General features: G+C 40.2%; 28 protein-coding genes. 2 read left to right on the top strand and 26 right to left on the bottom strand.

The window, feature by feature from the left end:
* Positions 1-3: 3 nt before the first annotated feature.
* From ccmI to ccmA, 9 genes are read right to left on the bottom strand one after another with little or no spacing between them, the layout of a single operon-like run.
* The gene (gene ccmI / locus H5157_RS08160; RefSeq protein ID WP_182724516.1) at positions 4-1,257 is read right to left on the bottom strand and encodes a c-type cytochrome biogenesis protein CcmI; all 1,254 of its coding nucleotides are present in this window, start codon (positions 1,255-1,257) and stop codon (positions 4-6) included.
* A complete protein-coding gene (locus tag H5157_RS08155) occupies positions 1,258-1,719 on the bottom strand; it encodes a cytochrome c-type biogenesis protein (RefSeq protein WP_002959280.1) in 462 nt (153 codons plus the stop codon).
* Entirely contained in the window at positions 1,719-2,288 is a 570-nt protein-coding gene (locus H5157_RS08150) for a redoxin family protein (RefSeq protein WP_002959281.1), read from the bottom strand. The genes H5157_RS08155 and H5157_RS08150 overlap by 1 nt, the downstream gene beginning before the upstream one ends.
* Positions 2,285-4,255 carry a heme lyase CcmF/NrfE family subunit gene (locus H5157_RS08145; protein WP_002959282.1) on the bottom strand — a complete coding sequence of 657 codons (1,971 nt, stop codon included), beginning with the start codon at positions 4,253-4,255 and terminating at the stop codon, positions 2,285-2,287. Before H5157_RS08145 ends, H5157_RS08150 begins: the two co-directional genes overlap by 4 nt.
* A gap of 2 nt (positions 4,256-4,257) precedes the next feature.
* Entirely contained in the window at positions 4,258-4,737 is a 480-nt protein-coding gene (ccmE, locus tag H5157_RS08140) for a cytochrome c maturation protein CcmE (RefSeq protein WP_002959283.1), read from the bottom strand.
* Positions 4,734-4,937, bottom strand: a complete 204-nt coding sequence (gene ccmD, locus H5157_RS08135; protein WP_002959284.1) for a heme exporter protein CcmD — start codon at positions 4,935-4,937, stop codon at positions 4,734-4,736. The genes ccmE and ccmD overlap by 4 nt, the downstream gene beginning before the upstream one ends.
* Positions 4,938-4,939: 2 nt before the next feature.
* Positions 4,940-5,677, bottom strand: coding sequence for a heme ABC transporter permease (locus H5157_RS08130; RefSeq protein ID WP_002959285.1), 738 nt, complete (start codon positions 5,675-5,677; stop codon positions 4,940-4,942).
* Complete coding sequence (gene ccmB / locus H5157_RS08125) at positions 5,677-6,363, bottom strand: heme exporter protein CcmB (protein WP_002959286.1); 687 nt, start codon at positions 6,361-6,363, stop codon at positions 5,677-5,679. The genes H5157_RS08130 and ccmB overlap by 1 nt, the downstream gene beginning before the upstream one ends.
* Complete coding sequence (gene ccmA, locus H5157_RS08120; RefSeq protein ID WP_152609331.1) at positions 6,363-6,983, bottom strand: cytochrome c biogenesis heme-transporting ATPase CcmA; 621 nt, start codon at positions 6,981-6,983, stop codon at positions 6,363-6,365. Before ccmA ends, ccmB begins: the two co-directional genes overlap by 1 nt.
* A gap of 103 nt (positions 6,984-7,086) precedes the next feature.
* Here ccmA and H5157_RS08115 point away from each other — a divergent pair, with 103 nt between their 5' ends.
* Together H5157_RS08115 and H5157_RS08110 are read left to right on the top strand one after the other, a co-directional pair.
* Positions 7,087-9,540 carry a flagellar hook-length control protein FliK gene (locus tag H5157_RS08115; protein ID WP_182724515.1) on the top strand — a complete coding sequence of 818 codons (2,454 nt, stop codon included), beginning with the start codon at positions 7,087-7,089 and terminating at the stop codon, positions 9,538-9,540.
* Positions 9,541-9,542: 2 nt separating this feature from the next.
* The gene (locus tag H5157_RS08110; RefSeq protein ID WP_007377933.1) at positions 9,543-9,851 is read left to right on the top strand and encodes an EscU/YscU/HrcU family type III secretion system export apparatus switch protein; all 309 of its coding nucleotides are present in this window, start codon (positions 9,543-9,545) and stop codon (positions 9,849-9,851) included.
* A 28-nt stretch (positions 9,852-9,879) separates the two neighbouring features.
* Here the strand turns inward: H5157_RS08110 and H5157_RS08105 are convergent, their stop codons facing one another.
* The 17 genes from H5157_RS08105 to fliQ form a co-directional block, all read right to left on the bottom strand.
* Positions 9,880-10,281: a DUF2802 domain-containing protein gene (locus H5157_RS08105; protein ID WP_024595394.1), complete on the bottom strand. Its 402-nt coding sequence runs from the start codon at positions 10,279-10,281 to the stop codon at positions 9,880-9,882.
* Positions 10,282-10,298: 17 nt separating this feature from the next.
* Entirely contained in the window at positions 10,299-10,796 is a 498-nt protein-coding gene (locus H5157_RS08100; RefSeq protein ID WP_002959294.1) for a chemotaxis protein CheW, read from the bottom strand.
* Positions 10,797-10,820: 24 nt separating this feature from the next.
* Entirely contained in the window at positions 10,821-11,612 is a 792-nt protein-coding gene (locus H5157_RS08095) for a chemotaxis protein CheW (RefSeq protein WP_024595393.1), read from the bottom strand.
* A gap of 3 nt (positions 11,613-11,615) precedes the next feature.
* A complete protein-coding gene (locus H5157_RS08090; protein WP_002959298.1) occupies positions 11,616-12,386 on the bottom strand; it encodes a ParA family protein in 771 nt (256 codons plus the stop codon).
* A gap of 12 nt (positions 12,387-12,398) precedes the next feature.
* Positions 12,399-13,358: a flagellar motor protein MotB gene (locus H5157_RS08085; protein ID WP_024595392.1), complete on the bottom strand. Its 960-nt coding sequence runs from the start codon at positions 13,356-13,358 to the stop codon at positions 12,399-12,401.
* A gap of 1 nt (position 13,359) precedes the next feature.
* Positions 13,360-14,124, bottom strand: coding sequence for a flagellar motor protein (locus H5157_RS08080; protein WP_024595391.1), 765 nt, complete (start codon positions 14,122-14,124; stop codon positions 13,360-13,362).
* Positions 14,117-15,280, bottom strand: a complete 1,164-nt coding sequence (locus tag H5157_RS08075; protein WP_182724514.1) for a chemotaxis response regulator protein-glutamate methylesterase — start codon at positions 15,278-15,280, stop codon at positions 14,117-14,119. The genes H5157_RS08080 and H5157_RS08075 overlap by 8 nt, the downstream gene beginning before the upstream one ends.
* A 58-nt stretch (positions 15,281-15,338) precedes the next feature.
* Positions 15,339-17,558 (bottom strand): chemotaxis protein CheA, encoded by a 2,220-nt coding sequence (locus tag H5157_RS08070; RefSeq protein WP_182724513.1) that lies wholly within the window; start codon positions 17,556-17,558, stop codon positions 15,339-15,341.
* A 15-nt stretch (positions 17,559-17,573) separates the two neighbouring features.
* Positions 17,574-18,347, bottom strand: coding sequence for a protein phosphatase CheZ (locus H5157_RS08065; protein ID WP_165742705.1), 774 nt, complete (start codon positions 18,345-18,347; stop codon positions 17,574-17,576).
* Positions 18,348-18,364: 17 nt separating this feature from the next.
* Positions 18,365-18,748, bottom strand: a complete 384-nt coding sequence (gene cheY, locus H5157_RS08060; RefSeq protein ID WP_008132609.1) for a chemotaxis response regulator CheY — start codon at positions 18,746-18,748, stop codon at positions 18,365-18,367.
* A 40-nt stretch (positions 18,749-18,788) separates the two neighbouring features.
* Entirely contained in the window at positions 18,789-19,499 is a 711-nt protein-coding gene (locus tag H5157_RS08055; RefSeq protein WP_002959310.1) for an RNA polymerase sigma factor FliA, read from the bottom strand.
* 26 nt (positions 19,500-19,525) lie between these two features.
* On the bottom strand, positions 19,526-20,386 hold the full coding sequence (locus H5157_RS08050; RefSeq protein ID WP_002959312.1) for a MinD/ParA family protein: 861 nt from the start codon (positions 20,384-20,386) through the stop codon (positions 19,526-19,528).
* Positions 20,379-21,860 carry a flagellar biosynthesis protein FlhF gene (gene flhF / locus H5157_RS08045; RefSeq protein WP_182692825.1) on the bottom strand — a complete coding sequence of 494 codons (1,482 nt, stop codon included), beginning with the start codon at positions 21,858-21,860 and terminating at the stop codon, positions 20,379-20,381. The genes H5157_RS08050 and flhF overlap by 8 nt, the downstream gene beginning before the upstream one ends.
* A 21-nt stretch (positions 21,861-21,881) precedes the next feature.
* Complete coding sequence (flhA, locus tag H5157_RS08040; protein WP_039484610.1) at positions 21,882-23,993, bottom strand: flagellar biosynthesis protein FlhA; 2,112 nt, start codon at positions 23,991-23,993, stop codon at positions 21,882-21,884.
* Positions 23,994-24,065: 72 nt separating this feature from the next.
* The gene (flhB, locus tag H5157_RS08035) at positions 24,066-25,196 is read right to left on the bottom strand and encodes a flagellar biosynthesis protein FlhB (RefSeq protein WP_024596365.1); all 1,131 of its coding nucleotides are present in this window, start codon (positions 25,194-25,196) and stop codon (positions 24,066-24,068) included.
* A gap of 9 nt (positions 25,197-25,205) precedes the next feature.
* Positions 25,206-25,985, bottom strand: a complete 780-nt coding sequence (gene fliR, locus H5157_RS08030; RefSeq protein WP_024596364.1) for a flagellar biosynthetic protein FliR — start codon at positions 25,983-25,985, stop codon at positions 25,206-25,208.
* 2 nt (positions 25,986-25,987) lie between these two features.
* Positions 25,988-26,257, bottom strand: a complete 270-nt coding sequence (gene fliQ / locus H5157_RS08025; protein ID WP_002959325.1) for a flagellar biosynthesis protein FliQ — start codon at positions 26,255-26,257, stop codon at positions 25,988-25,990.
* Positions 26,258-26,267: the final 10 nt, after the last annotated feature.

Genomic DNA, 26,267 nt, shown 5'->3' with positions numbered 1-26,267 from the left:
TCCTTAAGGTATTAATGTATCAATTTGAAGTTGGTAGTCACTTACACTTTCACGCTTTAACGCCTGTGAATGACCTTCTAGCTCACCAGAGCTTGGCATAACAGAGTCATCGATAGAAATACGCGCCGAAATAATAATATTTTCTGCACTAGATAAGTTAAGCCCTGCAACCATTGCACTACTATCACTCAACTCAACTGTAATTGGAAATGAATATTTAGTCAGCTTAACAGCAGCTAATGGCATTGGCGTACCACTTGCTGCTTTTGCAAATATAAACAAAATACCGTCTTTTGGCTGTTTATCAATAAGCTCTTTTGCAATGTCGACTGTAACTGCAATAGCACCCGTTGTAGTAGTAACTGGCATAACTGAGCCTTCACTTTGCATTTGTTGCTCAATATCAGCAATACGTTCGGAGATCATGTTATAACGTGAATCATTTTTTTCCATGCTCGCCAATAAAACTTCAAATGCAGTTTTAGCTTGCGGCCAATCTTTACGCTCATACGCTATCAGGGCTAGTAACGAAATAGCATCTAAATTAGTAGGCTCAACGTTTAGCACTTTTGAAAGCATACCTGCCGCGCGAGTCATATTAGCTTCGCTACCTTCAAGTAATAAAACCTGACTGTAACTAATAAGAACCTGCATATTATCAGGGTTCATACGTAGTGCTTTATCAAATGACTGCTGCGCCATGTCAAATTCATTAAGCGACATAGCCACTCGACCAAGTAGCATCCAAGCAACTTCATCATCGCCAGAGCGGCTAAGTTTAGTACGAAGCGCCAATGCAAAAGCCTGCAGCTCATTTTGACTAAGCGGCTCACCTTTTTGCATTACAGCACGCTCGCCATAATCAGCTAAATTATCCATTGCGTCATGCCAAGCCGAAATTTGCTGCTGACTGCCTGTAAAACTATAAAAAATCCCTGTAAGCGCAAGAACAAATGCACCGCCTGTTAAAGCAAAAATACGATTATTACCTTTGCTGTTAAGTGATTTCTCTGGTGATAGCTCGTTCAATAAGCGACGTTTTAATTCAATAATTGATTCTGCGTGATTTACGCTATCAATGCGTTGATTATCTAAATCAGTTTGCAAATCGACTAAACGCTGCTCATAAATACTAATTAATTCAGCATTGGCGTTATGAGTAATCGTTTGAACACGCTCTTTTTTTAAAAAAGGTATCATAACAAAGCTAAGAGCAACCAGTGTGAGTAAGGCAAAACACGCCCACATTAAAATCATTTAGCTTTGCTCCTGACGTTTATTTTGTTCAATTAGCTTCGCTAGCAGCATTTCATCGTCGCTGCTCCATGTTTGTTTTACTGATGCTTTTCGTTGGCGAATAACAATAAAACCAAAGCCAACAATTACAATTAACACAGGTAGTACCCACAGCACTAAAGTCGCTGGTGTAACAGGTGGGTCGTAATGAACAAAATAGCCAAAGCGGTCAATCATATAATCAATCACTTCGTCTTTGCTTTTACCTTCTTTCACCAATACGAGTACTTTATCGCGCAAGTCTTTAGCAACAACAGCGTCGGAGTCCGCAATGTTTTGATTTTGACACTTAGGGCAACGTAGTTCTTTGGTTAGCTCTTCAAACAATATTGCTTGTTTGTTGTTATCAAATTGATAGCGATCTTGCTGTGCAAACGCCCCCATGCTTACAAAAAGGCTAAGCGTAAGTAGTAACCACTTCATTATTTAAGCTCCTGCATAATTGGCGCAAATTTAGCACGCCATACTCGCGGATTTATATCACCGGTGTGATGTAACAAAATAGTGCCGTTCTTATCGACTAAAAAAGTTTCTGGCGCACCCGACACGCCTAAATCCAACGACAAAGTACGGTGTAAATCTAAAATATTAAATTGGTAAGGGTCACCTGCACGTTGCAGCATATCAGTGACTTCGCTGCGAAGTGATTGCATATCAAACGGGCCATCAAAATCAGCGTCGTAACCTTGTACGTAATATAGTCCAATAATTTTAACGCCTTGCTCACGTAACTTAGTTAAATAACCAAGCTCGACTAAACATGTTGGGCACCACGTACCCCATACATTTAATAAGTAAACTTCACCTTTTAACGACTCGTTAGTCCACTGCTTATTGTCTTGCATTAAATCAGGTAAATTAAATGCTGGCATTTCTTGACCTAACCGCCCTGTTTGAATTTCACGAGGGTTGGCAAAAAGACCTTGGTATAAAAATACACACACAAAAGCAAACACTAAAAGCGGCGCAATAGCTAAAATTTTACGGTTCATAAAACACTCTCCGGTACATCTTTACGGGCTGTTTTAGCTGATGTACGGTAACGTTTATCAAACAAAATCATGAAACCTGCAAATGACATAAGCACGCCACCAATCCATATCCAGCGTACAAATGGTTTATGATAAATGCGAAGTGACCATGCATCACCACTTAATTGCTCACCTAATGCTAAATATAAATCACGTTTAAAACCGGCATCTATTGCCGCCTCAGTCATAAACTGCATACCAATGTCATATTTACGTTTTTCGGCGTGTAAACGTGTTACTAGCTCATTATTTTTAAGCACAGATACAACGCCCGCATGACCGCTGTAGTTTGGCCCACGAATAGTTTTAACGCCATCAAAGCGATATTCATACTCATTAAGCTGTGCTATTTCACCCGGTTTCATCGATACATCTCGCTCTACTGAATAAGCAGAGGTAAGTGTTACGCCCGCAATAATAAATGCAATACCAATATGCCCAAGTACCATAGCCCAGTAACTTACAGTAAAGCGTTTTAAGCCTTCTTTTAAGCTCCCGTGCACAGCTGCTTTGGTGTAAATATCAATCCCTGTTGATATTGCAATCCAAACCGCCAGTGTTGTCGCTAATAACGTAAGTGGTTTTACTAAATCGTAACTTGAGAATAACCAAGCGCAGGTAATCACAACACTTGCTAATACGCCCATTAATATTTTGTTTTGCAAAAAAGCCCACTTGTTTTGCTTCCAACGTAAAAGTGGTCCGATCCCCATCAAAATAGCAAACGGTACTAAAATTATTGCAAACATCTTATTAAAAAACGGTTCGCCAATAGAAATGCTACCTAAGCCCATTTCTTTATGAACCATTGGCAACAATGTACCTAACATAACAATTAATGTAGCAACAACTAAAAATATATTATTGAGCCATAAGGCCACTTCGCGCGATACCAGCTTGTATCGTCCTTCACTGTGAACTTGTGACACACGCATTGCATATAACGCCAAGCCACCACCGACAACGATGCCTAAAAAGGCGAGTATAAATAAGCCTCTATCGGGGTCTGTAGCAAACGCATGTACCGATACAATAATACCCGAGCGTACAATAAACGTACCTAGCAAACTTAAAGAGAATGCTGCAATTGCGAGTAATACGGTCCATGATTTAAATATACCGCGCTTTTCTGTCACACTTAATGAATGCAGTAATGCGGTTGCAACAAGCCAAGGCATAAGCGCTGCGTTTTCTACTGGATCCCAAAACCACCAGCCGCCCCAGCCTAGTTCTGAATACGCCCACCAGCTACCAATAGTAAGACCTAAACCTAAGAAACCCCACGCAGTCATCGTCCACGGGCGTGACCATTTAGCCCATGTGTTATCAAGTTTACCTGTTAACAATGCAGCTATAGCAAAAGAGAAAGCAACCGACAGCCCCACATAACCCATGTACAGTAATGGTGGGTGAATAATCATACCTGGATCTTGAAGCAGCGGATTCAAGTCACGCCCTTCTACCGGAAAATAAGGAAGTAGGCGCTCAAACGGGCTTGAAAGCAGTAAGGTGTACATCATAAAACCTACACCTAAAAAGCCAAGTACACCCAGTACGCGAGCACGTAATACCCAAGGTAATGATTTAGAACGCGCTGCTACAGCAGCAGTCCAACCCGCTTGCATTACTAACCATAATAAAATAGCACCTTCATGACCGCCCCACGTAGAGGTGATTTTATAGTACCAAGGCAGCGTACTACTTGAATGATACGCTACGTAAGATACGGTAAAGTCGTCTGTTAAACTTGCATAAATAAGTGCAGCAAAAGAGATTAGTACAAAAGCAAACTGGCCTATTGCTAAAGATGGAGCCGCACGCATTAACCGAAGATTACCAGTATGCGCGCCCCAAAGAGGAAAAATACACAGTAAAACGCTTAGCACCATGGCAAGCGTTAAAGAAAAATAACCAATTTCTGGGATCATAGCTAATTACCACTATCTAAGTTGTATTTTGGTTTTTCGTGCTTAATACCTTTAACTGCCTCTGCAACTTCTGCTGGCATATATTCTTCGTCATGCTTTGCTAGCACTTCAAATGCTTCAATAACATTAGGCTCGACTAATACGCCCTGCGCTACAATGCCTTGCCCCTCACGAAACAAGTCTGGCAATATGCCTTGATAACGCACAGTCACTAATGGACCTGTATCTATTAGCTTAAAGCTTACTTGTAAGCTTTGTTCATTACGCTCAACCGTGCCTGGCACAACCATGCCGCCAATACGTAACTTTTGACCTATATGTGGTTTTTCTTTGTTAGGGCCTTTGCCATCAATTAATTCGCTTGGCGTATAAAAAAGATTAATATTTTCTTGCAGTGCATAAAGCACTAAACCAATTGAACCACCAATACCAAACAGTACGGCAATAATTACCAATAGTCGCTTTTTACGTCTTGGATTCATGAGATTTGTTCCTGCTTAGCTTTTTTAATTCGCGCTTCACGTATTATTTGTTGCTCCACTGAAGCCATAATACGTTTGGTGTCTCTCAAAGAGTTCACTAAAATACCGAGTAAAATAAGTGCGCATGTACCAAAAGAAAGCCAGACATAAAATCCATAACCTCCCATTGCAATAAAATCAGAAAAAGAGTCAAACTGCATAATTACCCCTTATTTAACAACGAGCGAACCCACGGTCGGTGCTTTTCTCGTTGCAAAATTTCATTTTTAAGACGAATTAAAGTCACTGTTCCAACAAAAGCAGCAAAGGCTAAAATATTAACCATAAGAGGCCAAAACATACTTGGATCTATTGCTTTTGTATCTAGCTTTGTAATGCTTGCACCTTGGTGTAACGTATTCCACCACTCAACAGAGTAATGAATAATAGGTAAATTAATTACGCCAACAATTGCTAAAATAGAAGCCGCACGCCCTGCTGACTTCTTATCTTCAAATGCATGGTAAAGCGAAAGCACGCCAAGATATAAAAATAATAAAATAAGTTCAGACGTTAAACGCGCATCCCATACCCACCAAGCACCCCACATAGGTTTACCCCATGCAGCGCCAGTAATAAGCGCTATAGCAGTAATACATGCACCAACAGGCGCAATAGCAATAACAGCAAGCTCGGCATTTCGTAGCTGCCATACAAGTGCAACGATAGCGGCAATCGCCATTGATGAGTAAGCCCCCATAGATAAAATGGCAGAAGGCACATGAATAAAGATGATACGGTAGCTGTCTTTTTGTTGGTAATCGGCAGGTGCAAAACCAAGCCCCCATACCCATCCAACAATCATACTAACTACGGTAACTACGGCAAAATATGGCAGTAACGTATTGCATAACTGGTATGCACGCTCTGCTTTAGCATAGGGATGTAACCACTTCCACATTAACTTACACTCACTTTTAAAGCTGACGATATGGCAATTGGTGCGCTTATAATAGCAATAAGTAACATTGCACCAAGGATGGCAAGCTGCCCACTATAATCCAGTGACATTGTACTGGTATCGATAGCCGACGTTGCAAAAATCAAAACAGGAATATACAAAGGCAGTACGAGTAAACTCATCAAAATACCCCCTTTTTGTAACCCCACAGTAAGCCCTGCGCCTATTGCGCCAATAAAGCTCAATAATGGTGTGCCTAATAATAATGTTAAAACGGTTGCTGTTAACGCCGTACTTTCTAGGTTTAACAACAATGCAAATAGCGGAGTCATTAATACAAGCGGTAAACCTGTCACCACCCAATGAGCAGCCACTTTAGCAAGTACGGTTAGCGATAATGGATAAGAGGATGCAATTAACTGCTCCAACGAGCCATCGTTAAAATCATCCCTAAACAACTTATCTAAACCCAACATGGTAGAGAGTAATGCGGCAACCCAAATAATACCTGGCGCCATTCTCGCAAGTAGACCGGGCTCAGGCCCTATTGCTAACGGAAATAATGAAATTACAATTAAGAAGAATAAAATAGGATTTACAATTTCGGCGCGCTGGCGAAACGCAAGTTTTACATCTTTGGTAAATACCGCACTAAATAGCAACCAATAAGAGTGTTGACGAGTCATTAGTGGCGATACTCCAGTGTAACCGTTTGTAAGTTACTAAAGTGGGTCGTTAAGTCTTGGTGGGTCGTTAATAAAATGGCACCACCGCTTTGTAAGTGTTCAGTAAATCGCTGCTGTAAAAAGGCGACACCGCTTTTATCAAGCGCGGTAAATGGCTCATCAAGTACCCATAATTTAGCATCACTTAACCAAAGCCTAACAAGCGCTACACGTCGTTGTTGTCCAGCAGATAGCATTCTAACGGGTACATCTTCAAGTCCAACAAGGCCAAGTTGCGCTAAAATAGGATATAAATCAGGCTCATTTATGTAGCCATTAATTTGTAACCAGTGGCGAACATTTTCAACTGCACTAAGCTGAGTACTTACACCTGTTTTATGCCCTATAAAAAGCAGCTCTCTGGCATACTCTTCATAGTACTTAGATATAGGTTGATCTTGGAACAGAACAGACCCTTCATCAGGCACAGAAAAGCCAGCAATAATACGCAGTAGCGATGTTTTACCAGCCCCATTAGGACCCGCTAATTGCATGATTTGACCGCTATTAAGGCTAAAATTAAGATCCGCAAACAAACAACGATCTTGCTTGATGCAGGTGACGGACTTAATGTGTAACAAGATGACGATTCTCTCTGCCAAAAATTAGGCGTTAGTCTACCATAATGATAGGGTAATACGAATATTGCTTTATAATCGATTAACAAAAACTTGATTTAAAATAATGAATACACCAACGCAAATAACATTATCTAACTCATTGGTTATCAATCAATCTGCTCACAGCCAGACCAATGAGTTACCACAGTTACCTAGTGAGGTACTTGCGGCTAAAAACATCCAATTTTCGAAAGACTCGATTACGCTTGATGTATTTATTGATAAGCATTGGCAAACATTAAGGCTTGGCACTACAAGCGCACCACAAAACCTGCAAAAAATAGTCAGTGCTAACATACAGATCAGCCCTGATGGTAAGCAGCTCAACATCTCGCCAAACAGTACAACCCTTACTTTAAATCAGCCAGTACAATTGCAGCGCTTGTTAAATTATGTAAGCACGGGCACTGAGCTACAAAGCCAACCAATGGATGTACAAGTTGCTGTATCCCCTTCTCCCAAGTTAGTTATTGATAAACTCAACGCAAGTATTGCCATAAATAAAGACGTGGCCCAGTTACTTACAACTGAACAGCCTTTAAAAGTAGTTGTTAGTACGACTAATAAAGGCGCACAGATTAATATTATTAACCGCTTTGCTGATATGGTTCACTCGCAACCACTTAGCCAAACTAAACTTACTAATTTACTCGCGGCCTTATTACCCAGTGCGCAGCTTCAAGTAACACCAAAACTGGCTATTTTAACTCATCCTCAAAAGTCAGGTTCATTTACAACACCTATTACTAATCAACAACTTGCCGAGCTACCGAATACACCTATTAAAGTAAATTTAGTGAACCAGGCAGATAAATTATTTATTAAAACCGATACAAACAATATAAAAGTAACGCTTAACAACTCATTCTCAAAACCATTTAACGAGTTACTTTTAGCGCAAAAAAGCAATGCACCTGAAGTAGCCGTTTCTGCGAGTAATATTAAAGTAAATCCATTATTGACCCTAAATAGTCCAATAAAATCGTGGCTACAAAATAGTTTTAGTGATTTAAAAACGCGAATTAATGATGCGGTTAAATATTTTGAAAATAAGCCTTTTGCTACAATAAGTAAATCTGAGTTAACGCAGCTATCAACTTCGCCCGCGCAACAAAAAACGTCTTTAGCTATACAACTGAGTGAATCACCGCTAATTAGAGTTAACATTACTCAAAGTGTGAGTAATGCGTTAAATAACAATACGAGCAATATTTTGCCAGAGCACTTTTCAAGGCTCCCGCCGATTGTACAATTAACGCAACTAGTAAAAGGAAGTGTTAGTGTTTGGCAAACATCTGCAAACACAGCAGCAACGTACACGCCAATAACAAATAATTCTACTCCAGGTGAAGTGGCGAGCGCTAAGCCAAGTGATTTAAAAACAAGCCAATTAAGCTCCCTTATTACTAGTGAAAACAGTAAATCGAACACCTTGCTTAACCCTACCAATGAAGTAGTCACTAATGGACTTACCACCTCCTCAGCACAGCTTGCAATAAACGATAACAATCAAAACAACACAAGCACAGTGAACACTAAAAGCATTACCTTGTTAACTGAGCCGTTATCTAATGCGCCCTCTCGTAGTCAAATGCTACAACCAATAGAAGCAAAACTATTAAGTACATTATTAAAGCTTCCTGATGCCACAACCCCTACAGATAGGTTGGCTTACAATAAACAACTTTTAAGCAGTCAAATTACTGATATTACAAATAAGGCAACAAAAGACACCCCTGATTTAATTCGCTTAATTAATCAAGCATTTAACCGTATGGTTTCAAGTAATAACATAAACCCTGCAACCATACAGCGTGAGATACTTGCTACTTTACAGCCCACTCAACTAGCGGGTGATATGCTGCAAAGTAGTTTCACTAAGGGGCTTGAGCAGGTGGCTGTGAGTATTTTAGCTGCGCCTCTGATTAGCCAATCAGTAACGCCTATCAGTTTTAATAATCAAACTGGCTTAGATGCTCTCTTACAAGTACTTATACCTACTTTTAAAATGGGTAACACGGGAGCAAAAATGCTTGAACAGCTTCAACAAGCTCAAGTACAAGCTTTGGCCAGCGAAATCGTACACGTTAAAAACACACTTACCCAAGTGAGTGTCTCAACACCAAATCAACAGCCAGACACAAACCCGCTTGCACAATTTTTATTACCGATGAGATTACCTCCAGAAGCAGCCCAAACAGAAATAACACTTGGACAGTATAAAAAGCCAAGCGCCGGTAAATTAGAAGATAAAAATGTATGGTTTGTCAGATTAAACTTTGATTATGCCAAACTTGGGCAGCTACAAATTACTGCAGAGTTAATGGATAAAGCACTCGATTGCCAGCTATTAGCCTCGAGCCAAGAAGTAAGTGCAATTGCTCACCCTCACTTAGATAATTTAAGATCAAAACTAGCTAAACATGGCTTACAAGTTGGCGAGCTCAATTTAAGGCGAGGCGATGCCAACAATCAGGCATTCTATAAATCTCACGCAATTATTAATATTAAGGTTTAGCTATGAGTGATACACCTATTAATAAGTCAGCCATTGGGCTTTTGTACGAAGCTGGTAACACACCGACTGTAAGTGTTAAGGGGTTTGGTGAATTAGCTGATGAAATAATAGCAGCGGCTAAACTAAAAGGAATTATGATCCACGAAGATGCAGCACTTGCTAAAACGTTGTCGCATTTAGAGTTAGGAGAAGAAATTCCTAAAGAGCTTTATTATGTTATTGCAGAGCTTATTGCGTTTTCGTATGTATTAAGAGGTCAATTTCCGCCAGGTTGGCAGGATTTTCAAGGTAAGTTAAATATTAAGGCTTGAGCCAATTTATCCGCACATAAAAAAGGCGCTAAGCACCTTTTTGTTTATGTAATGAAAATAGTAATTCGGCTTCTGCTCGTGGTAGTTCGCACTCGCGTATTACTTCATCAAGGTCTGCACCTAACTCAACCATTTTTACAGCACGAGAGTAAATTTTAGCATCAGGGTCATCGTATTTTTGCGCCGCTTGCTGTTGCATTAAATCTTGATTTTGTTGTTCGACTTCAAGCACTCGCTTACCAATACTTAAGAGCCCGGTTCTAATCTCCGAAATCTCACTGCGCAAAATATGAGTCTGCTCAGAGCTATCTTTAAGCTGCTGCGATACAGCATTAATTTCATTCGCGTGTTTATTTTTTAATGCAATAATTAACGCCAGCGATATAAGTCCTACCGCTAACGCTGATATAGCTATACTAAGTAACACCATAATTTATTTGGTAAAGCTTATATATCGCTTAACTCATCCCATTCGTCATCACTGAGTAACTTATTTAAATCAACCAAAATCAGTAATTCATTATCGCGGTTACAAACACCTTGAATAAACTTAGCGCTTTCTTCAGTACCAACATTTGGCGCACTGTCGATTTCAGAGCTGCGCAAGTAAACCACTTCCGATACGCTGTCGGCTAAAATACCAATAACTTGCTCTTCTGCTTCAATAATTAAGATGCGAGAGTTGTCAGTTGCATCAGCAGCTAGCAAACCAAAACGTGCGCGAGTATCAATAACGGTAACAACGTTGCCGCGTAAGTTAATAATACCAATCACATATGAAGGTGCACCTGGTACAGGAGCTATCTCTGTATAACGAAGTATTTCTTGTACTTGCATTACATTTACGCCGTAGGTTTCTTCCTCTAGCTTAAACGTAACCCACTGTAAAATTTCATCGTTATTATCTGCGTTTTTATTTGCTGACAGTAATTTATCTTGATTCATGCTATTACCCCGTAATGGTCATTACTACTGACGGCTATCTAAGCCTTTCTCTAATAATATATTTAAATTATCTACGTCTATCAAAGCACACATTTTTTCTTTTATAACGCCAGCAAGCCATGGGCGCTTGCTTTTATTTGTACGCCATTTTACATCTTCTTTACTCAATGTAATGTTATTTATCAACTTTTCAGCTAATAAACCCCACTGGCTATCACCTAGTGTAATCAAATATTGATAATCTAAAGATGCCTCTAATTTATCATCATATTTTTCTGGCATAACCCAACGCGCAGTATCAACAACATTAAGCTTTTCTTCTCTGTTGAGCATAACGCCTTTAAACCATTTCGGCTTACCAAACAAATGATTTACTTCACCTAATTGATGTATTCCACCAAGTGCTTTTAATGGCACAGCCAAGGTCAAGCCAGCAACTTCAAAAAACAATGCCTGAAATTCACCATCAAAATAGTCTGATTGGCTAGTAGTTACAATCTCCAGCTCTGGCTTTTCTATAGTAGTAATTGCAGGTGCTATTACTTCCTCGTCAACCACTTCATTAACTTTTTCAGTTTCAAACGCTGGCTCAGCTATTGGCTCAATTTCAACATTGAGCAAGTCATTATCAAATGTACTCTCTGCTGCTTTTAATTGTTCTTTAGGTTTTGAATGAATATGCTGTTGTGAATCATCTGGGATTTGCTCAAGTAATTTTGCAACTGGCTCAAGGTTATCTACAGGCTCATCTTCACATAACAAAGCCCCGAGGTATTGTTTCATTACTTTTTCATTAGCAAACAATTGCTTACTCATTCATTAACCTTGTTCAATTAAATATTCTAACAGTGCTTTATATGCGTATACACCGCGCGAGCGAGGACAATACTCTACAGGTACTTTTTGTGCAAAGCTTGCATCTCTAAATTTGGTATCCACCGGTATCACACCTGGCCAAACTTTATCACCATATGTACTTTGCAATGTTTTGTATGCTTCTAACGATGCTTTAGTACGTTTGTCGTACATGGTAGGAATTATAGTATATTGATAATCTTTTGCTTGAGAGGATTGCATCAAATCCATAGTACGCATCATTCTATCAAGCCCTTTGAGTGCTAAAAACTCCGTTTGCACTGGCACTAAAATTCGCTCACTTGCTGCAAGCGCATTGACCATTAACACCCCTAAAACTGGAGGGCAATCTAAAATGGCATAATCGTAATGTTCGCTAATTTTTGCAAGCGCTTTTTTTAGTATTAACCCCATCCCTGTTTTATTACCCATACTTCGATCAAGCGTAGCTATTGCCATAGTCGCAGGTAAAATATCCAGGTTTTGAAGTGTTGATGGACACAAAGCTTGGAGTATCTCTTCACTTTGCATACTTGTACCACGGGCAAAAATATCGTACACACTAACTTCTAAATCCTCTGAGTCAATGCCAAAGTAATAAGTGAGTGACGCATGAGGGTCTGTATCTATAAGCAGCACACGTTTACCTTGTAATGCCAAAATACCGGCAAGGCTCACTGCGGTTGTTGTTTTACCAACCCCTCCTTTTTGATTAGCGACAGTCCAAATCTTCACATTACATCCTAATTACTGTTCATTGCGCGTTGTTATGCGAATACCACCATGAGGCAAACGAATTATTTTTATTGTATCGTCATCTGAAGGAAGTTCAATTTCAGGTTCAATCACTGCAGGCTCATCAGCTTGCCCGTCACTTTTAACCTCTTGTTTTGGCGGTAATCCATACTTAGAAAGTGCGATAACAACTTTACGATTTTCTGCGCGCCCTTGTTCTGTATCGTTACTTGCAAAAGGTGAATATTGGCCATAACCTTCTATCGCCATTCTAGCTGAATTAATGCCTAATGCTTCCAGCTCTACTAAAATTGACGTGGCTCTAGCTACCGACAGTTCCCAGTTCGAACGAAATATCTCATTACGAATACTTTCATCATCAGTATAACCTCGTACTCTTACATAGTTATCTACTGGTGCAATAATATCTTTAACAATCTTGACGACCTGCTTTGCTCGAGAGTGTGCAACTGAACTACCGCTTGAAAATAACATACCTGAGCTTAGCTCTATAATCAGCCAATCTTGGTTAAGCTCTAAACTGGCTTCTCCATCACGGATTTCATCAATAAGCGCTGACTGTAATTTAATTAATAAACTATCAAGAGGTTTGCCTAAATACTTTTGCTGGATATTGCTTGTATCACTTTGGCCGTCGAGTAGCTCAGGACCTTGCTCTTCTTTTAATATACTTTCGCCATAAAGAACTTCTTGTTCAGGTGTCACTCTATCTGTCAATATTCCATTACCGTTGACACCTTCACCTTGCTGGGAGTATTGGCGAGCTGACTTATCAAAAACCTGTTCAAGGGAATCTGACAATATTTGGAATTGTTCTTCTTTATTAATCGCTATCGCATACAGAACCACAAAAAAAGCAAACATAATAGTCATGTAATCGGCATACGATACAAGCCAACGTTCGGTATGTTGACTTTTAGCAGCAGAGTGACGAAGTCGTCGGCGTAACATGTTATTCGTCCACTAAATTAGGGCGCTCTACACGATAGGCTTCAAGCTTTAATTCTATATTTACTGGGCTTTCACCTATGCTTATTGCAATAACGCCTTCAGCAAGCATTTCATGGTAAAGCATTTTTTGCTCTACACGCTGTTTTAACTTATTTGCCATAGGTAAAAACAATAAATTAGCTAAACCAACACCATAAATGGTCGCAATAAATGCCGTTGCAACGCCGGCGCCAAGCATTTGTGGATCGGTAATAAACGACATTGCCTGTATTAAGCCAAGCACCGCACCTAAAATACCAATGGTAGGGCTGTAACCCCCCATTGCTTCATAAACACGCGCGGCTTCAAGCAAACGATCGCGTTCTAGCAGTAAATCAATTTCAAGCGTGTCTCGTAGTTTTTGCTCTGAGCAGCCATCGACAAGTAAGCTTAAACCTTTTGCTGCATACGCATCTGGGTGAGCTAAAGCTTCATTCTCAAGCGCTAAGTAACCTTCTTGACGTGCTTTATGAGACCATCGTTTAACTTGCTCTATTGCGTCTTCAATATCGTATTGTGGTGCAACAAAAACCCACGAGCTCATATTTAGCATTTTTTTGAATGTGCTAGCAGAGGTTTGCAACATAACAGCGCCAAGCGTGCCACCAAGTACAATAATAAGCGCAGGGCCATTAAATAAAGCTGAAACAACACCGCCTTCTAAAGAATAGCCTAAACCTATTGCACCAAGTGCTACCAATAGTCCAAATATTGAGAGTTTATCCACAACCTACCTCTCTCATTATACGTGCTGCAACATCGCTCAATGCTAAGCTTTCACTTGAAAGCCCCGCATTAGCAATTGCTTGGGGCATTCCATAAACGACACAGCTTTTCTCATCCTGTGCCCAAATAGTTGCCCCCGTTTGTTTTAACATTCTTGCACCATCACGACCATCAGCGCCCATACCTGTTAAAACAATAGCAAGTACATCGCCTTGATACGTTTTAGCTGCACTAGCAAACGTTACATCTACGCTTGGTTTATAACTTATTCTCTCGCTATGATCTTCAAATACGCGCAGCGTTCTATTTGCTCCACGCCCCTCTACCATCATCTGCTGCCCGCCAGGCGCTAAATAAGCAGTTCCTGGTTGTAAACGATCGCCTTGTTGTGCTTCTTTCACTTTTATTTGGCACAAACCGTTTAAGCGCGCTGCAAACGCGGGCGTAAATGCAGCTGGCATGTGCTGAATAAGTAAAATAGGGTGAGGAAAATTAGCAGGCAATTGAGTCAATATAGTTTGCAAAGCAACAGGACCACCTGTAGAAGTACCAATAGCTAAAAGTTGATATTGTTTTCCACTTGCTCGCATTGAGGCAACATTTGAACTTGTCGATGCAGCAGGCGCAGCTCTTTGAAAGCTTCTATCAGGCTGCTTGATTTGAGTTGTTGATGTGCTTGCTCTTTGCGAAAGTGAACTTGTTGGTTTAGTTGAAATGGATGGTTTAACTGGTGTTGCCGCTCTAAATGTTCGCGGTAAACGTCTTCGCCCTATATCTTTTACTTTACTTTGCAAAAGCTTAATTGCATCTTCATTATTGCGTGCAATATCTTCAAATTTTTTCGGTAAAAAATCCATTGCGCCAGCATCTAACGCATCAAACGTTGCTGTTGCACCATCACGTGTAAGTGATGAAAACATTAAGATAGGAGTTGGGTTACTCGCCATTATCTCTTTAACTGCGCTAATACCATCAAGCACAGGCATTTCGACATCCATGGTGATCATGTCAGGACGCAATTGAGCTGCTTTCTCAACAGCCTCTCTGCCATTAACAGCAAAGCCTATAACTTGTATATCGCTATCTTGCTCAAGGATTTCGCTTACTCTACGGCGAAAAAAGCTTGAATCATCAACAACTAAAACTTTAACGGCCATTTAGCTCTCTTATTAAATTTTTGCGTAGGTATATATTAAATATATACCTACTTTATTATTAGCCTGCGTAATGTTTTAACATGTTTGGAACGTCTAAAATCAGTGCAATGCCACCATCCGAAGTTATTGTAGCCCCTGCCATACCTGGCGTTCCTTGAAGTAACGCATCAAGCGGCTTAATCACTACTTCTTCTTGGCCAATTAATGAATCAACAACAAAACCAATTTGTTGCGTACCAATTTGTACAATAACGACGTGACCTTTAGATTTTCGCTGAGAACGATCTGAGCCTTTTACTAACCAATGCTCAAGGTAAAATAACGGTATCGCCTTTTTACGCACAATAATTGTTAATTGCCCATCAACTACATTCGTCTTCGTTAAATCTAAATTGAATATCTCACTAACACCAGCCAGTGGTAACGCAAATGTTTGTGCGCCAACAACGACCATTAATGTCGGTAATATAGCCAAGGTAAGTGGTACTTTTATTTCTAAAATAGTACCAACACCAAGTTCAGACTGAATGCTTACTGAGCCATTGAGTTGCGTGATCTTAGTTTTAACTACGTCCATTCCTACACCACGGCCTGAAATATCAGATATTTCTTCTTTTGTAGAAAAGCCAGGTGCAAAAATCAGGTTATATGCTTCGGTGTCAGAAAGTCGACTCGCTTGGTCATGATCGAGTACGCCTTTACTAATTGCAATTTTTTTCAGTTTTTCAGCATCCATACCTGCACCATCATCTTTGATGGTTAGCAAAATATGGTCGCCCTCTTGAGACGCTGATAAAGTAACATTACCTGTTCTAGGCTTACCAGCTGCTTCACGAACAGCGGGCATTTCAATACCATGGTCAACTGAGTTTCTAACTAAATGCACAAGCGGGTCGGCAAGTGCTTCAACTAAGTTTTTATCTAGATCGGTTTCTTCACCAATAAGTTTTAAATCAATATCTTTATTTAAGCTACGTGCTAAGTCGCGTACAACGCGAGGGAAGCGACCAAATACCTTCTTAATTGGTTGCATTCGCGTCTGCATAACCGCACCTTGAATATCCGCAGTCACTACATCTAAGTTAGAGATTGCTTTACCCATCGCTTCACTGTCTGAGTTAGTCGCTAAACTAACCAAACGATTTCGTACAAGAACTAACTCACCAACCATATTCATAATTTGATCGAGTCGTTTTGTATCTACGCGAACAGTGGTCTCTGCTGCTGGTGGCGCTGATTTTTTTGGAGCTGCTGCTGATGGTACTTTAGCTACTGGCTTCTCTGGCGCTTTTTCAACTGGTTTTGGAGTAGGAGCTTTAGCTGGCTCAGCTTTTTTTACTGGTTCACTCACTTGTTTAGCTGGCGGTGAAACAGGTTCAGGTTGTTTTGCAGCTGGCGCACTTTCTATCGATTTAGGAGCAGTGCCTTTACCATGAAGTTCATCAAGAAGCGCTTCAAATTCGTCATCACTAATTTCATCATCTGATGAATTAACTGTATTTACAGCTGGTATAGCAGATTCTACAGGTGTTTTATTGGCATCATTTTGTTCAGGTTTGCTCGTAACTTCACCAAAACTGCCAACACCATGTAACTCGTCTAATAAGCTGTCAAATTCATCATCAGTAATATCACCACTAAAATCACTACTACTTGCTACTGGTTTTTCAACTGCAGGACCTTGTCCTTTACCGTGCAGCTCATCAAGTAAGCTTTCAAATTCGTCTTCAGTGATTTCATCTATTTCAGCATCGCTAACCGAAGGCGCTCCGCTAAATAGTTCATCAAATGCAAACGGATCTTCATCATCAGCTACCGGTGTATCCACCACTTCATTATGAGGTTGTTCAACCTCTGTTTGTGAAGAGGCTTCAGTGGCTTCGGCTTCTGTTGGAGGTAGACCTAAGATATGAAGAGTATGAAGTAATTCAGGATCTGCAGGTTCAGGCTTGTCTCTGTTTTGGATAGTCGCAAACATCTCATTAATGGTGTCTAGTGCTTGTAAAATAACATCCATTAACTCTGAGTTGACTGTTCGCACGCCTTGACGTAGTAAATCAAATACGTTTTCAGCACCGTGACAAGCATCAACAAGCTCTGTCATAGCTAAAAAGCCTGCACCACCTTTTACAGTGTGAAAACCTCTAAATATAGCGTTTAGTAACTCGGTATCTTCTGGATTATTTTCCAGCTCAACTAACTGTTCAGATAAAAGCTCTAGGATTTCTCCAGCCTCTACAAGAAAGTCTTGTAAAATATCTTCATCGACTTCAAACATGCAGTTACTCTCCTCTTAGAAGCCCAAACTTGATAAAAGATCATCAACTTCATCTTGATCAGATACAACATCATTACGCGATTCTTTATCAATAATAGGGCCTTCAGGACCTGCTAAAGTTTGTGTGGCAACTGGTTCTTTTATTTTTTGTTGTTCTACTTTATTCGCGGTGCTGTTACTGTCGTCTTGTTCAGCAAACGCAGTTAAAAGATGCAGTAAACTTTCTTCTACTTCCCTAACAAGTTCAATAACACGGCGAATAACTTGACCTGTTAAGTCTTGATAGTCTTGAGCCATTAATACATTTGTCATTAAGTTTTGAAGCTCATCAGTCTTATGATGAGAGTTGTTCATAAACTTATCGATGCTATGGCAAAGTTGCTTAAACTCACCAAGCTCAATCTCGCGGCTCATTAAACGATCCCATGTCGGTTTGATATGAGATATTTCGTCCGCTAACTGTTGGGCTATAGGTAAACTGGCCTCCACTGCATCCATTGTTTTATTAGCCGCATTTTCTGTCATTTCTATAACATAATTAAGCCTCTTTTTAGCATCTGGAATCGCATCTGTCGTTATATCAGTTAAGCGAGTATCAAGCTCAAAACTTTTAAGGGCTTCGTGCAGTTGACGAGTCAACTTTCCAACTTCAGCAAATAATTCAGACTGCTCTTTAGATGCAGCCTCTAAAATCAACTGATTTGCTTTGTCTTGCTCATCATTTTCTAAAAAAACAACGAGCTGACGAGCTTGTTCTAACGTTATTTGAGGCGCAGCTGGTGCTGGCATAAGCCTCTCCCCCATCATTAGCCTAAGCGTTCAAATACTTTTTCTAATTTAGTTTTTAATGTTCCAGCCGTAAATGGCTTAACAATATAACCATTAACACCAGCTTGCGCTGCAGCTATTATTTGTTCTTTTTTAGCCTCTGCCGTTACCATTAATACAGGGATATGTTTTAACTTATCGTCTGCACGTATTGCTCTTAAAAGATCAATACCCTGCATTCCAGGCATATTCCAATCCGTAACTACAAAATCAAACACTTGATTTTGCAACATAGGCAAAGCTGTAGACCCATCATCAGCTTCTTGAACGTTAGTGAAACCTAAGTCACGTAACAGGTTTTTTATAATGCGTCTCATTGTTGAAAAATCATCAACTACAAGAATTTTCATGTTTTTATCCAAAACATCCCCCAGTGAGGTATTAACCTTTGTTTACTTACTACTAATTTATCCAGTCATTGATTTTAGCTTTAAGCTTAATCATCGCCTGACCATGTATCTGACTTACACGCGATTCACTTACATCGAGTATATGTCCTATTTCTTTTAAATTCATTTCATCGTTGTAGTACAAAGAAAGCACCATTGCATCACGCTCTGGTAATGACTTAATTGCACTTAGCAAAGACTCATTAAACCTATCATTTTTAACATTATTAAAAGGTTTATCTTGTGCTAAATCTTGGCCTACAGGAGTAATAACATCCTCATCTACACCAAGGTCTTCAATGCCTAATATTTTACTCGTATTCGCATCATTTAAAATATGATGGTACTCATTGAGCGAAATTTCAAGTTTTTCAGCAACTTCTATGTCCGTTGGTTCGCGGTTCAGACTACTTTCGAGCTCAGTAATTGCTTCTGCAACTTGCCTGTTTTTACGGTGAACTGAACGAGGAGCCCAATCACCACGGCGCATTTCATCAAGCATAGCACCGCGAATACGAATACCTGCAAAAGTTTCAAAGCTTGCGCCTTTTGTTGCATCAAAGTTTTTCGAAGCTTCTATTAAGCCTATCATTCCTGATTGAATTAAATCATCAAGTTGAACGCTAGGTGGTAATCGAGCAATTAGATGACATGCCACTTTTTTAACAAGTGATGCATGCTTCTCAACAATCACATTTAAATTTTGTGTTGATTGATATCCCATAGCTCTATTCACCAGTGTTGTCATAATTAACCGTTTACTAGTTTCTCAATGAAAAACTCTAAATGCCCAGATGGTTGGTTGGGTATTGGCCATTTAACTGCTTTTGTTGCCAGCGTTTTAAACGCAAGAGCGGCTGGCGAATTTGGAAAGAGCTCTACTATTACTTTTTGACGACGTGTTGCTTTGCGCATATTTTCATCATAAGGAACCGTTGCTACTAGCTCCATTGATACATCTAAAAAGCGGTCGGTAACTTTAGATAGCTTTGCAAACAATTCAGTGCCTTCACGCATACTGCGCACCATATTGGCAACAATTTTAAATTTATAAACGCCGTGCTCACGACTTAATACTTTAATAAGTGCGTAAGCGTCGGTGATTGATGTCGGCTCATCGCATACAACAACCATTACATCTTGCGCTGCACGCGAGAAGCTCAGTACCATGTCTGAAATACCAGCAGCTGTATCTACAATTAAAATATCAAATTCGGTATTCAATTCGCTAAACGCACGAATTAGCCCAGCATGCTCAGATGGTGATAATTCAACCATACTTTGCGAACCCGATGTAGCGGGTACAATTTTAATTCCTGCAGGGCCTTCAACTAAAATTTCATCAAGCTCACATTCACCAGACAAGACATGTGACAAGTTACGCTCTACACGTAAACCAAGCATCACATCACAGTTTGCTAAACCCAAGTCAGCATCCAGCACTAATACTCGATTACCTTGCTGCCCAAGTGCAATAGCTGTATTTAGAGAAACATTTGTTTTCCCTACTCCACCTTTACCACCGGTTACAGCGATAACTTTTACGCCGTTGTTATTGTTTTGACTCATTTTGCGCAGGCCGCTTGCTTGATCTAATACTGTGTTAATCATACATCCCTACTGTGCTTGGCGCCACTGCTTGGTGCCTTGAATGTTGTTCTTTTGTTCTTTTTAAATATAATTGCTCAGCCTTTTTAACTAGTTTCTCAGCATTTGCAACACGAATATCCTCTGGTACTCGTTGACCATTAGTAAGATACCCTATTGGAAGGCGATTTTGAATCGCAATACTAATAATCTCACCCAAACTTAATGATTCGTCTAACTTAGTGAAAATACAGCCACTTAACTGTACTTTTTTAAAGTGACGTACAGTTTCTTGCAATACATTAATTTGTGCTGTCGCGCTAAGTACTAAGTAGCTGCGAATATCTACACGTTGGTTACGCATTAACGTGTTTAATTGCTCAGTTAAACGTAAATCTCGCTGGCTCATACCTGCTGTGTCAATTAATACTAGACGTTTATTTCGTAAATGATATAAAACTTCAGCTAATTCATTAGCATCTTTAACTTGCTTAACACCACAACCAATAATACGACCATATGTTGCAAGTTGTTCATAAGCACCAATTCTGTATGTATCAGTGGTTATTAACGCCACTTTATCGGCACCATATTTTTGTGCGCCTAGAGCTGCAAGCTTAGCAACAGTCGTTGTTTTACCCACACCTGTTGGACCCACTAACGCATATACACCACCTTGGCGAAGTATTTCATTATTGGTTGTTTGCATTTGATCTTCGACCATAGTTAACAATGCTTTCCAACCTTGCTTACGAGACACATCATCAGGTACAAAACATGCCATTTGCTGTGCTACTTCTTTATCGATACCCATACCGACTAAACGGTCAACCATACAAGCGCGTGTTGGATCGCGACGCGCCATATCTTGCTGCATCAAGCCTGATACTTGGTGTTCTAATAATTGACGGATTGCGTTCATTTCTTCACGCATTGTTGTCATTTCTTCGCTTTCATTATTAGGTGCTTGTTGGCGAGTGGTTACTGGGCTATCTAAATCATCAAAGTCGCGGTCTAAATCATCAAAGCCTAAGCTATCCGCTTGAGTTTGTGGACGAACTGGCGCAGCAGCTTCAGGAGCAAACATATTTTTAGTACGCTGCCCCATATCAGGTTCTTGATAGTTATCAGTAGTATCAATACCCGATTGTGAAAACATCGATGCAAGCTCAGGAGAACGAGGACGCGGTGATTGACGCTCTAATAATGCTTGTAGGCTGTCAGCAACTTTTGCTTGAGGCTCAGGCTTGGCACGCTGTGGCTCTGGTTTTACAAAGTTATGCATGCTTTGTTGTGGCGCCTGAGTACGCGGCTCTGCAGGGCGTTGTGGTTGCGCTGCTACTTTAGGGGCTGCTTTGTCATAATCAACTGCCGCTACAATTTCTACACCGTTAGCCAGTTTTTTATTTGACATAATAACCGCATCAACACCTAACTCATCTTTAACTTCTTTAAGTGCTGTGCGCATATCTTTAGCAAAAAAACGTTTAATTTTCATGATTCAACCCCTGTTAAAATCTTATTGTTGGCCTACCGAGCTTACAATTTTGATCTGTCTTTCGTCTGGTACCTCTTGATAAGACATCACTCTCAATCCTGGAATGGTGTACTTAACAAAACGAGATAACACAGTGCGTAACATTCCTGACGTTAGCAATATAGAAGGTTCGCCGGCCATTTCTTGATTTTGATGCGCTTGTGTCAATGACACTTGAAGTCGCTCTGCAAGTCCTGGCTCAATACCGGCACCTTCATCGCCTGCATTTTGCAATGACTGATGCAACATCTGTTCCAACTCAGGCGCCAAGGTTATGACAGGGATTTCTGATGACATACCCACCGCATCTTGAACAATTAATCTACGCAGTGAAATACGCACTGCAGCCGTTAATACATCAGGGTCTTGACTACGTGGGCCATACTCAACAAGAGTTTGAACAATTGAGCGCATATCGCGAATAGCCACGCCTTCATTTAATAAATTTTGTAGTACTTTTACAATAGCAGTTAATGGCAATACATCAGGTACTAGTCCTTCCACTAAGCGAGGATGGCTTTTAGCAAGCATATCAAGTAGGTTTTGAACTTCTTCATGCCCTAGTAATAACGCTGCACTGTTAGTTAATAACTGGCTAATATGAGTGGCAACTACCGTAGCTGAATCTACAACGGTATAACCTAGTGATTGTGCTTCATCTTTTTGATCTGGCTTGATCCATACGGCATCAAGGCCAAACGCAGGATCTTTTGTTTCAACCCCTTTAATTGGACCAAATACTTGTCCTGGGTTAATCGCTAGCTCGTCGCCATGCTTAAGCTCGCTTTCACCGGTTGAAACCCCCATTAGCGTTATTCTGTAAGCATTAGGGTCAAGCTCTAAGTTGTCGCGTATATGTACCGGCGGTACTAAAAAACCAAGCTCTTGAGAAAGCTTTTTACGTACACCCTTAATACGATTAAGTAGCTCACCACCTTGTGATTGGTCCACTAACGGAATTAATCTATAACCGACTTCTAAGCCAATTACGTCAACCTGTTGAACGTCATCCCAGCCTAGTTCTTTTTGTTCTTGTTTATTAGCAACCCCCGTTGCAACGCTTCCGCCATTAGCGGCCTCTTCAGCTTCTGCCGCAGCAGCTTTTAATTTACTTTGCTGTGTGTAGTAAGCTAAGTAACCCAGTAACGCACCTAAACTTAAAAAAGCAATATGCGGCATACCAGGCACTAAGCCCATGATGATCAAAATACCAGATGCAATAAAGAGTGACTTTTCGTTGCCTAGTTGTTTCTTAAATTGGTCCCCCATATTGAGCGACTCATTTTGGCGTGTTACAACAATCGCGGTACCAATTGAAAGCAGTAAAGAAGGGAGTTGAGCAACTAAGCCATCGCCAATGGTAAGTAATGTATATACTTCCATTGCATTGCCAAAACTCAAATTGTGCTGGATCATACCGACAAATAAACCACCAACAATATTGATGATTAGTATAACAATACCTGCAATCGCATCACCTTTTACAAATTTACTCGCACCATCCATTGAGCCGTAAAAATCAGCTTCGCGAGTTACTTCCTCGCGGCGGTCACGCGCTTGTTCTGCGCTGATAAAGCCTGCGTTCAAATCGGCGTCAATTGCCATTTGTTTACCCGGCATTGCATCAAGGGTGAAACGCGCAGATACCTCAGAAATACGACCAGCACCTTTAGTAATTACTACAAAGTTAATAATGATCAGGATTAAAAACACAACCAAACCAACAGCGTAGTTACCACCAATAACAACTGAGCCAAACGCTTCAATTACTTTACCGGCAGAGTCACCACCATTATGGCCTTCAAGTAACACAACTCGAGTACTGGCAACGTTAAGTGCTAAGCGCATAATTGTAGCGATTAGTAATACAGAGGGGAAAATACCAAATTCAACTGGCTTCATCGTGTAAACAGTTACAAGTAAAACCACTAACGCGAGAGCAATATTAAACGAGAAAAGGATATCGAGTAAAAATGGCGGTAGTGGTAAAATCACCATTCCCAAGGCAGCAAGCACAAGCAAAGGTGTACCTACCCCTTTGGCATAGTCTTTTTTGTCTCTGTTAAGTTGTTGTAATACCGCTTTAAAACTCATAATTCTACAATTTCAAAAAATTGACACTACGTAGAATTTGCAATAACTATTCCAAGTTACTCAGTTAACGGTTTAATACTTGTAGGCATCAGGGATTGGCAGCTTTTTATTGAGCTTAGTTGGACGTTTACCGCGCCCTTTATTAAAGCGCTTAAGCTGAAATACATACGCTAAAACTTGTGCTACTGCGGTAAATAGCTGATCGGGTATTTGCTCTCCTACTTCAGCCGTATGATAAAGCGCTCGGGTCAACATGGGGGATTCTAATATAGGTACTTCATTCCCTATTGCTACTTTTCGAATTTGCATCGCCATTTCATCAATGCCTTTAGCAAGCACTATAGGCGCACCTGCGCGCTCCGTGTCGTATTTTAATGCTACAGAGTAGTGAGTTGGGTTGGTAACAATAACATCAGCGTCAGGAACATCTTGCATCATGCGGTTTTGCGACATTTGCCTTTGTGTTTGCCTAATGCGCGCTTTTATTTGTGGGTCACCTTCAGAGTTTTTATACTCATCTTTAATTTCTTGCATTGTCATTTTAAGTTGTTTGTTATGGTTGTAACTTTGAAATGGTGCATCAATGGCGGCAATAACAATTAAAGTGCACGAAAGGCCTAAAAACATCCACCCTAAAATCTCTAAGGCATGAATAATATTACCCGGCGCACTTTCTAAACTTAAATGCAGTATTTCATCAAAATAAGTATTAATTAAAAACACTGCAAAACTTGCTACTAAACCAAATTTTAAAAGTGACTTTACAAGCTCAATAGCCGCTTGTGGGCCAAACATCCGCTTAAAGCCTTTCATTGGCGACATTTTACTTGCTTTAGGTGCAGCAGCTTCCCAGCTAAAGTTAAAACCACCGAGTAACGTATTACCAATAAATGCAGCCAAAACGATAATTAACACAAACATAGCCATAGGAAACATCAACGCGTCTGCAACCTCTCCCCACACGGCAAACATTTTAGTAGTATCAAAGGCTTCGTTGCGGTTTAAGCTAAGGGTTCGGCCCATTACATTGTATAAACCTTTACCAATTTCAGGACCATACATCAAAAGCGATATAGCCGAAAAAATAAGTACAAACATGGTACCTAACTCTTTTGAGCGTGCTATTTGGCCTTTCTTTTTAGATTCTTCAAGCTTTTTGGATGTCGGTTCTTCTGTTTTTTCTTGTCCTGAGTCTTCAGACATGACTTTCTCCTAAGGTGAGCAACCAACTAAAGTACACATTAGCTCAACCATTTTTAACCATTGAAACTCAAACTGAGTAACAAAGTTACCTAGTGTTGCCCAAATAATAATAAGTCCAGCTACCAAGGTAAACGGAAAACCAATAGAGAAAATATTTAATTGCGGCGCTGCACGCGTCATAATCCCAAACGACATATTAATAACGAGCATTGCGGTAAGCGGTGCAAGTGAGAGTACCAGTGCTGTAGTAAACATCCAGCCACCCCAAGTCACTATGTCCCAGTAATGATCTACAGACCACCATGTGCCATCAATGGGTAGCACTTGAAAGCTATGCACCACCATTTGAATCATCATTAAATGACCGTTAAAAGCAAAAAATAGCAAGGTGGCCAAAATAAGGAAAAACTGGCCAACCGCTGGGACGCTTGCGCCATTAGAGGGGTCAATAACCGAAGCAAAACCTAAACCGGTTTGCATCGCAAGTATTTGCCCTGCTAACACAAAAGTATTTAATAAAAGTATAGATGCAAAACCAATAGCAACACCAATCAGCATTTGTTGAATAACGACTAAAATCATCTCAAACGAAAATAAATTAGTGAATGTAGCGGGCGGCAGAACAGGAACGACAAGAAAAGTTACAACAACTGATAACCCCATTTTTATACGCGTAGGGACATTTTTAGCACCTAAACCAGCCATAATCATAATCATTGAGCTAATGCGTACTAGGGGCAGCAAAAAATCGCTCAACCATTGAATAACAACTGCAAAGGGGTATTCCACGTTTAACCTGCAATTTCAGGAATAAGTAATACTAGGCGAGTAAAAAAATCCATCAGTTCTTGAGTAAGCCAGTGCCCACCTACAATTAGCGCACTAATGGTAATTAATAAACGAGGTAAAAAGCTCAACGTTTGTTCATTGATTGATGTTGCCGCCTGAAACACAGCAACCACTAAACCAATAATTAGGCCTGGGACAACGATTGCAGACACCAATTTAATAACTAAAAACAGCGCGTCACTTAGAATATCAACAAAAATTTCCGGTTCCATGTTGTACTCC

It is taken from the genome of Pseudoalteromonas sp. SG43-3, from assembly GCF_014164385.1.
Lineage (GTDB): Bacteria > Pseudomonadota > Gammaproteobacteria > Enterobacterales > Alteromonadaceae > Pseudoalteromonas > Pseudoalteromonas distincta.
The sequence above is the reverse complement of the archived record's forward strand: the minus strand, read 5'-3'. Positions and strand labels throughout refer to the sequence as shown.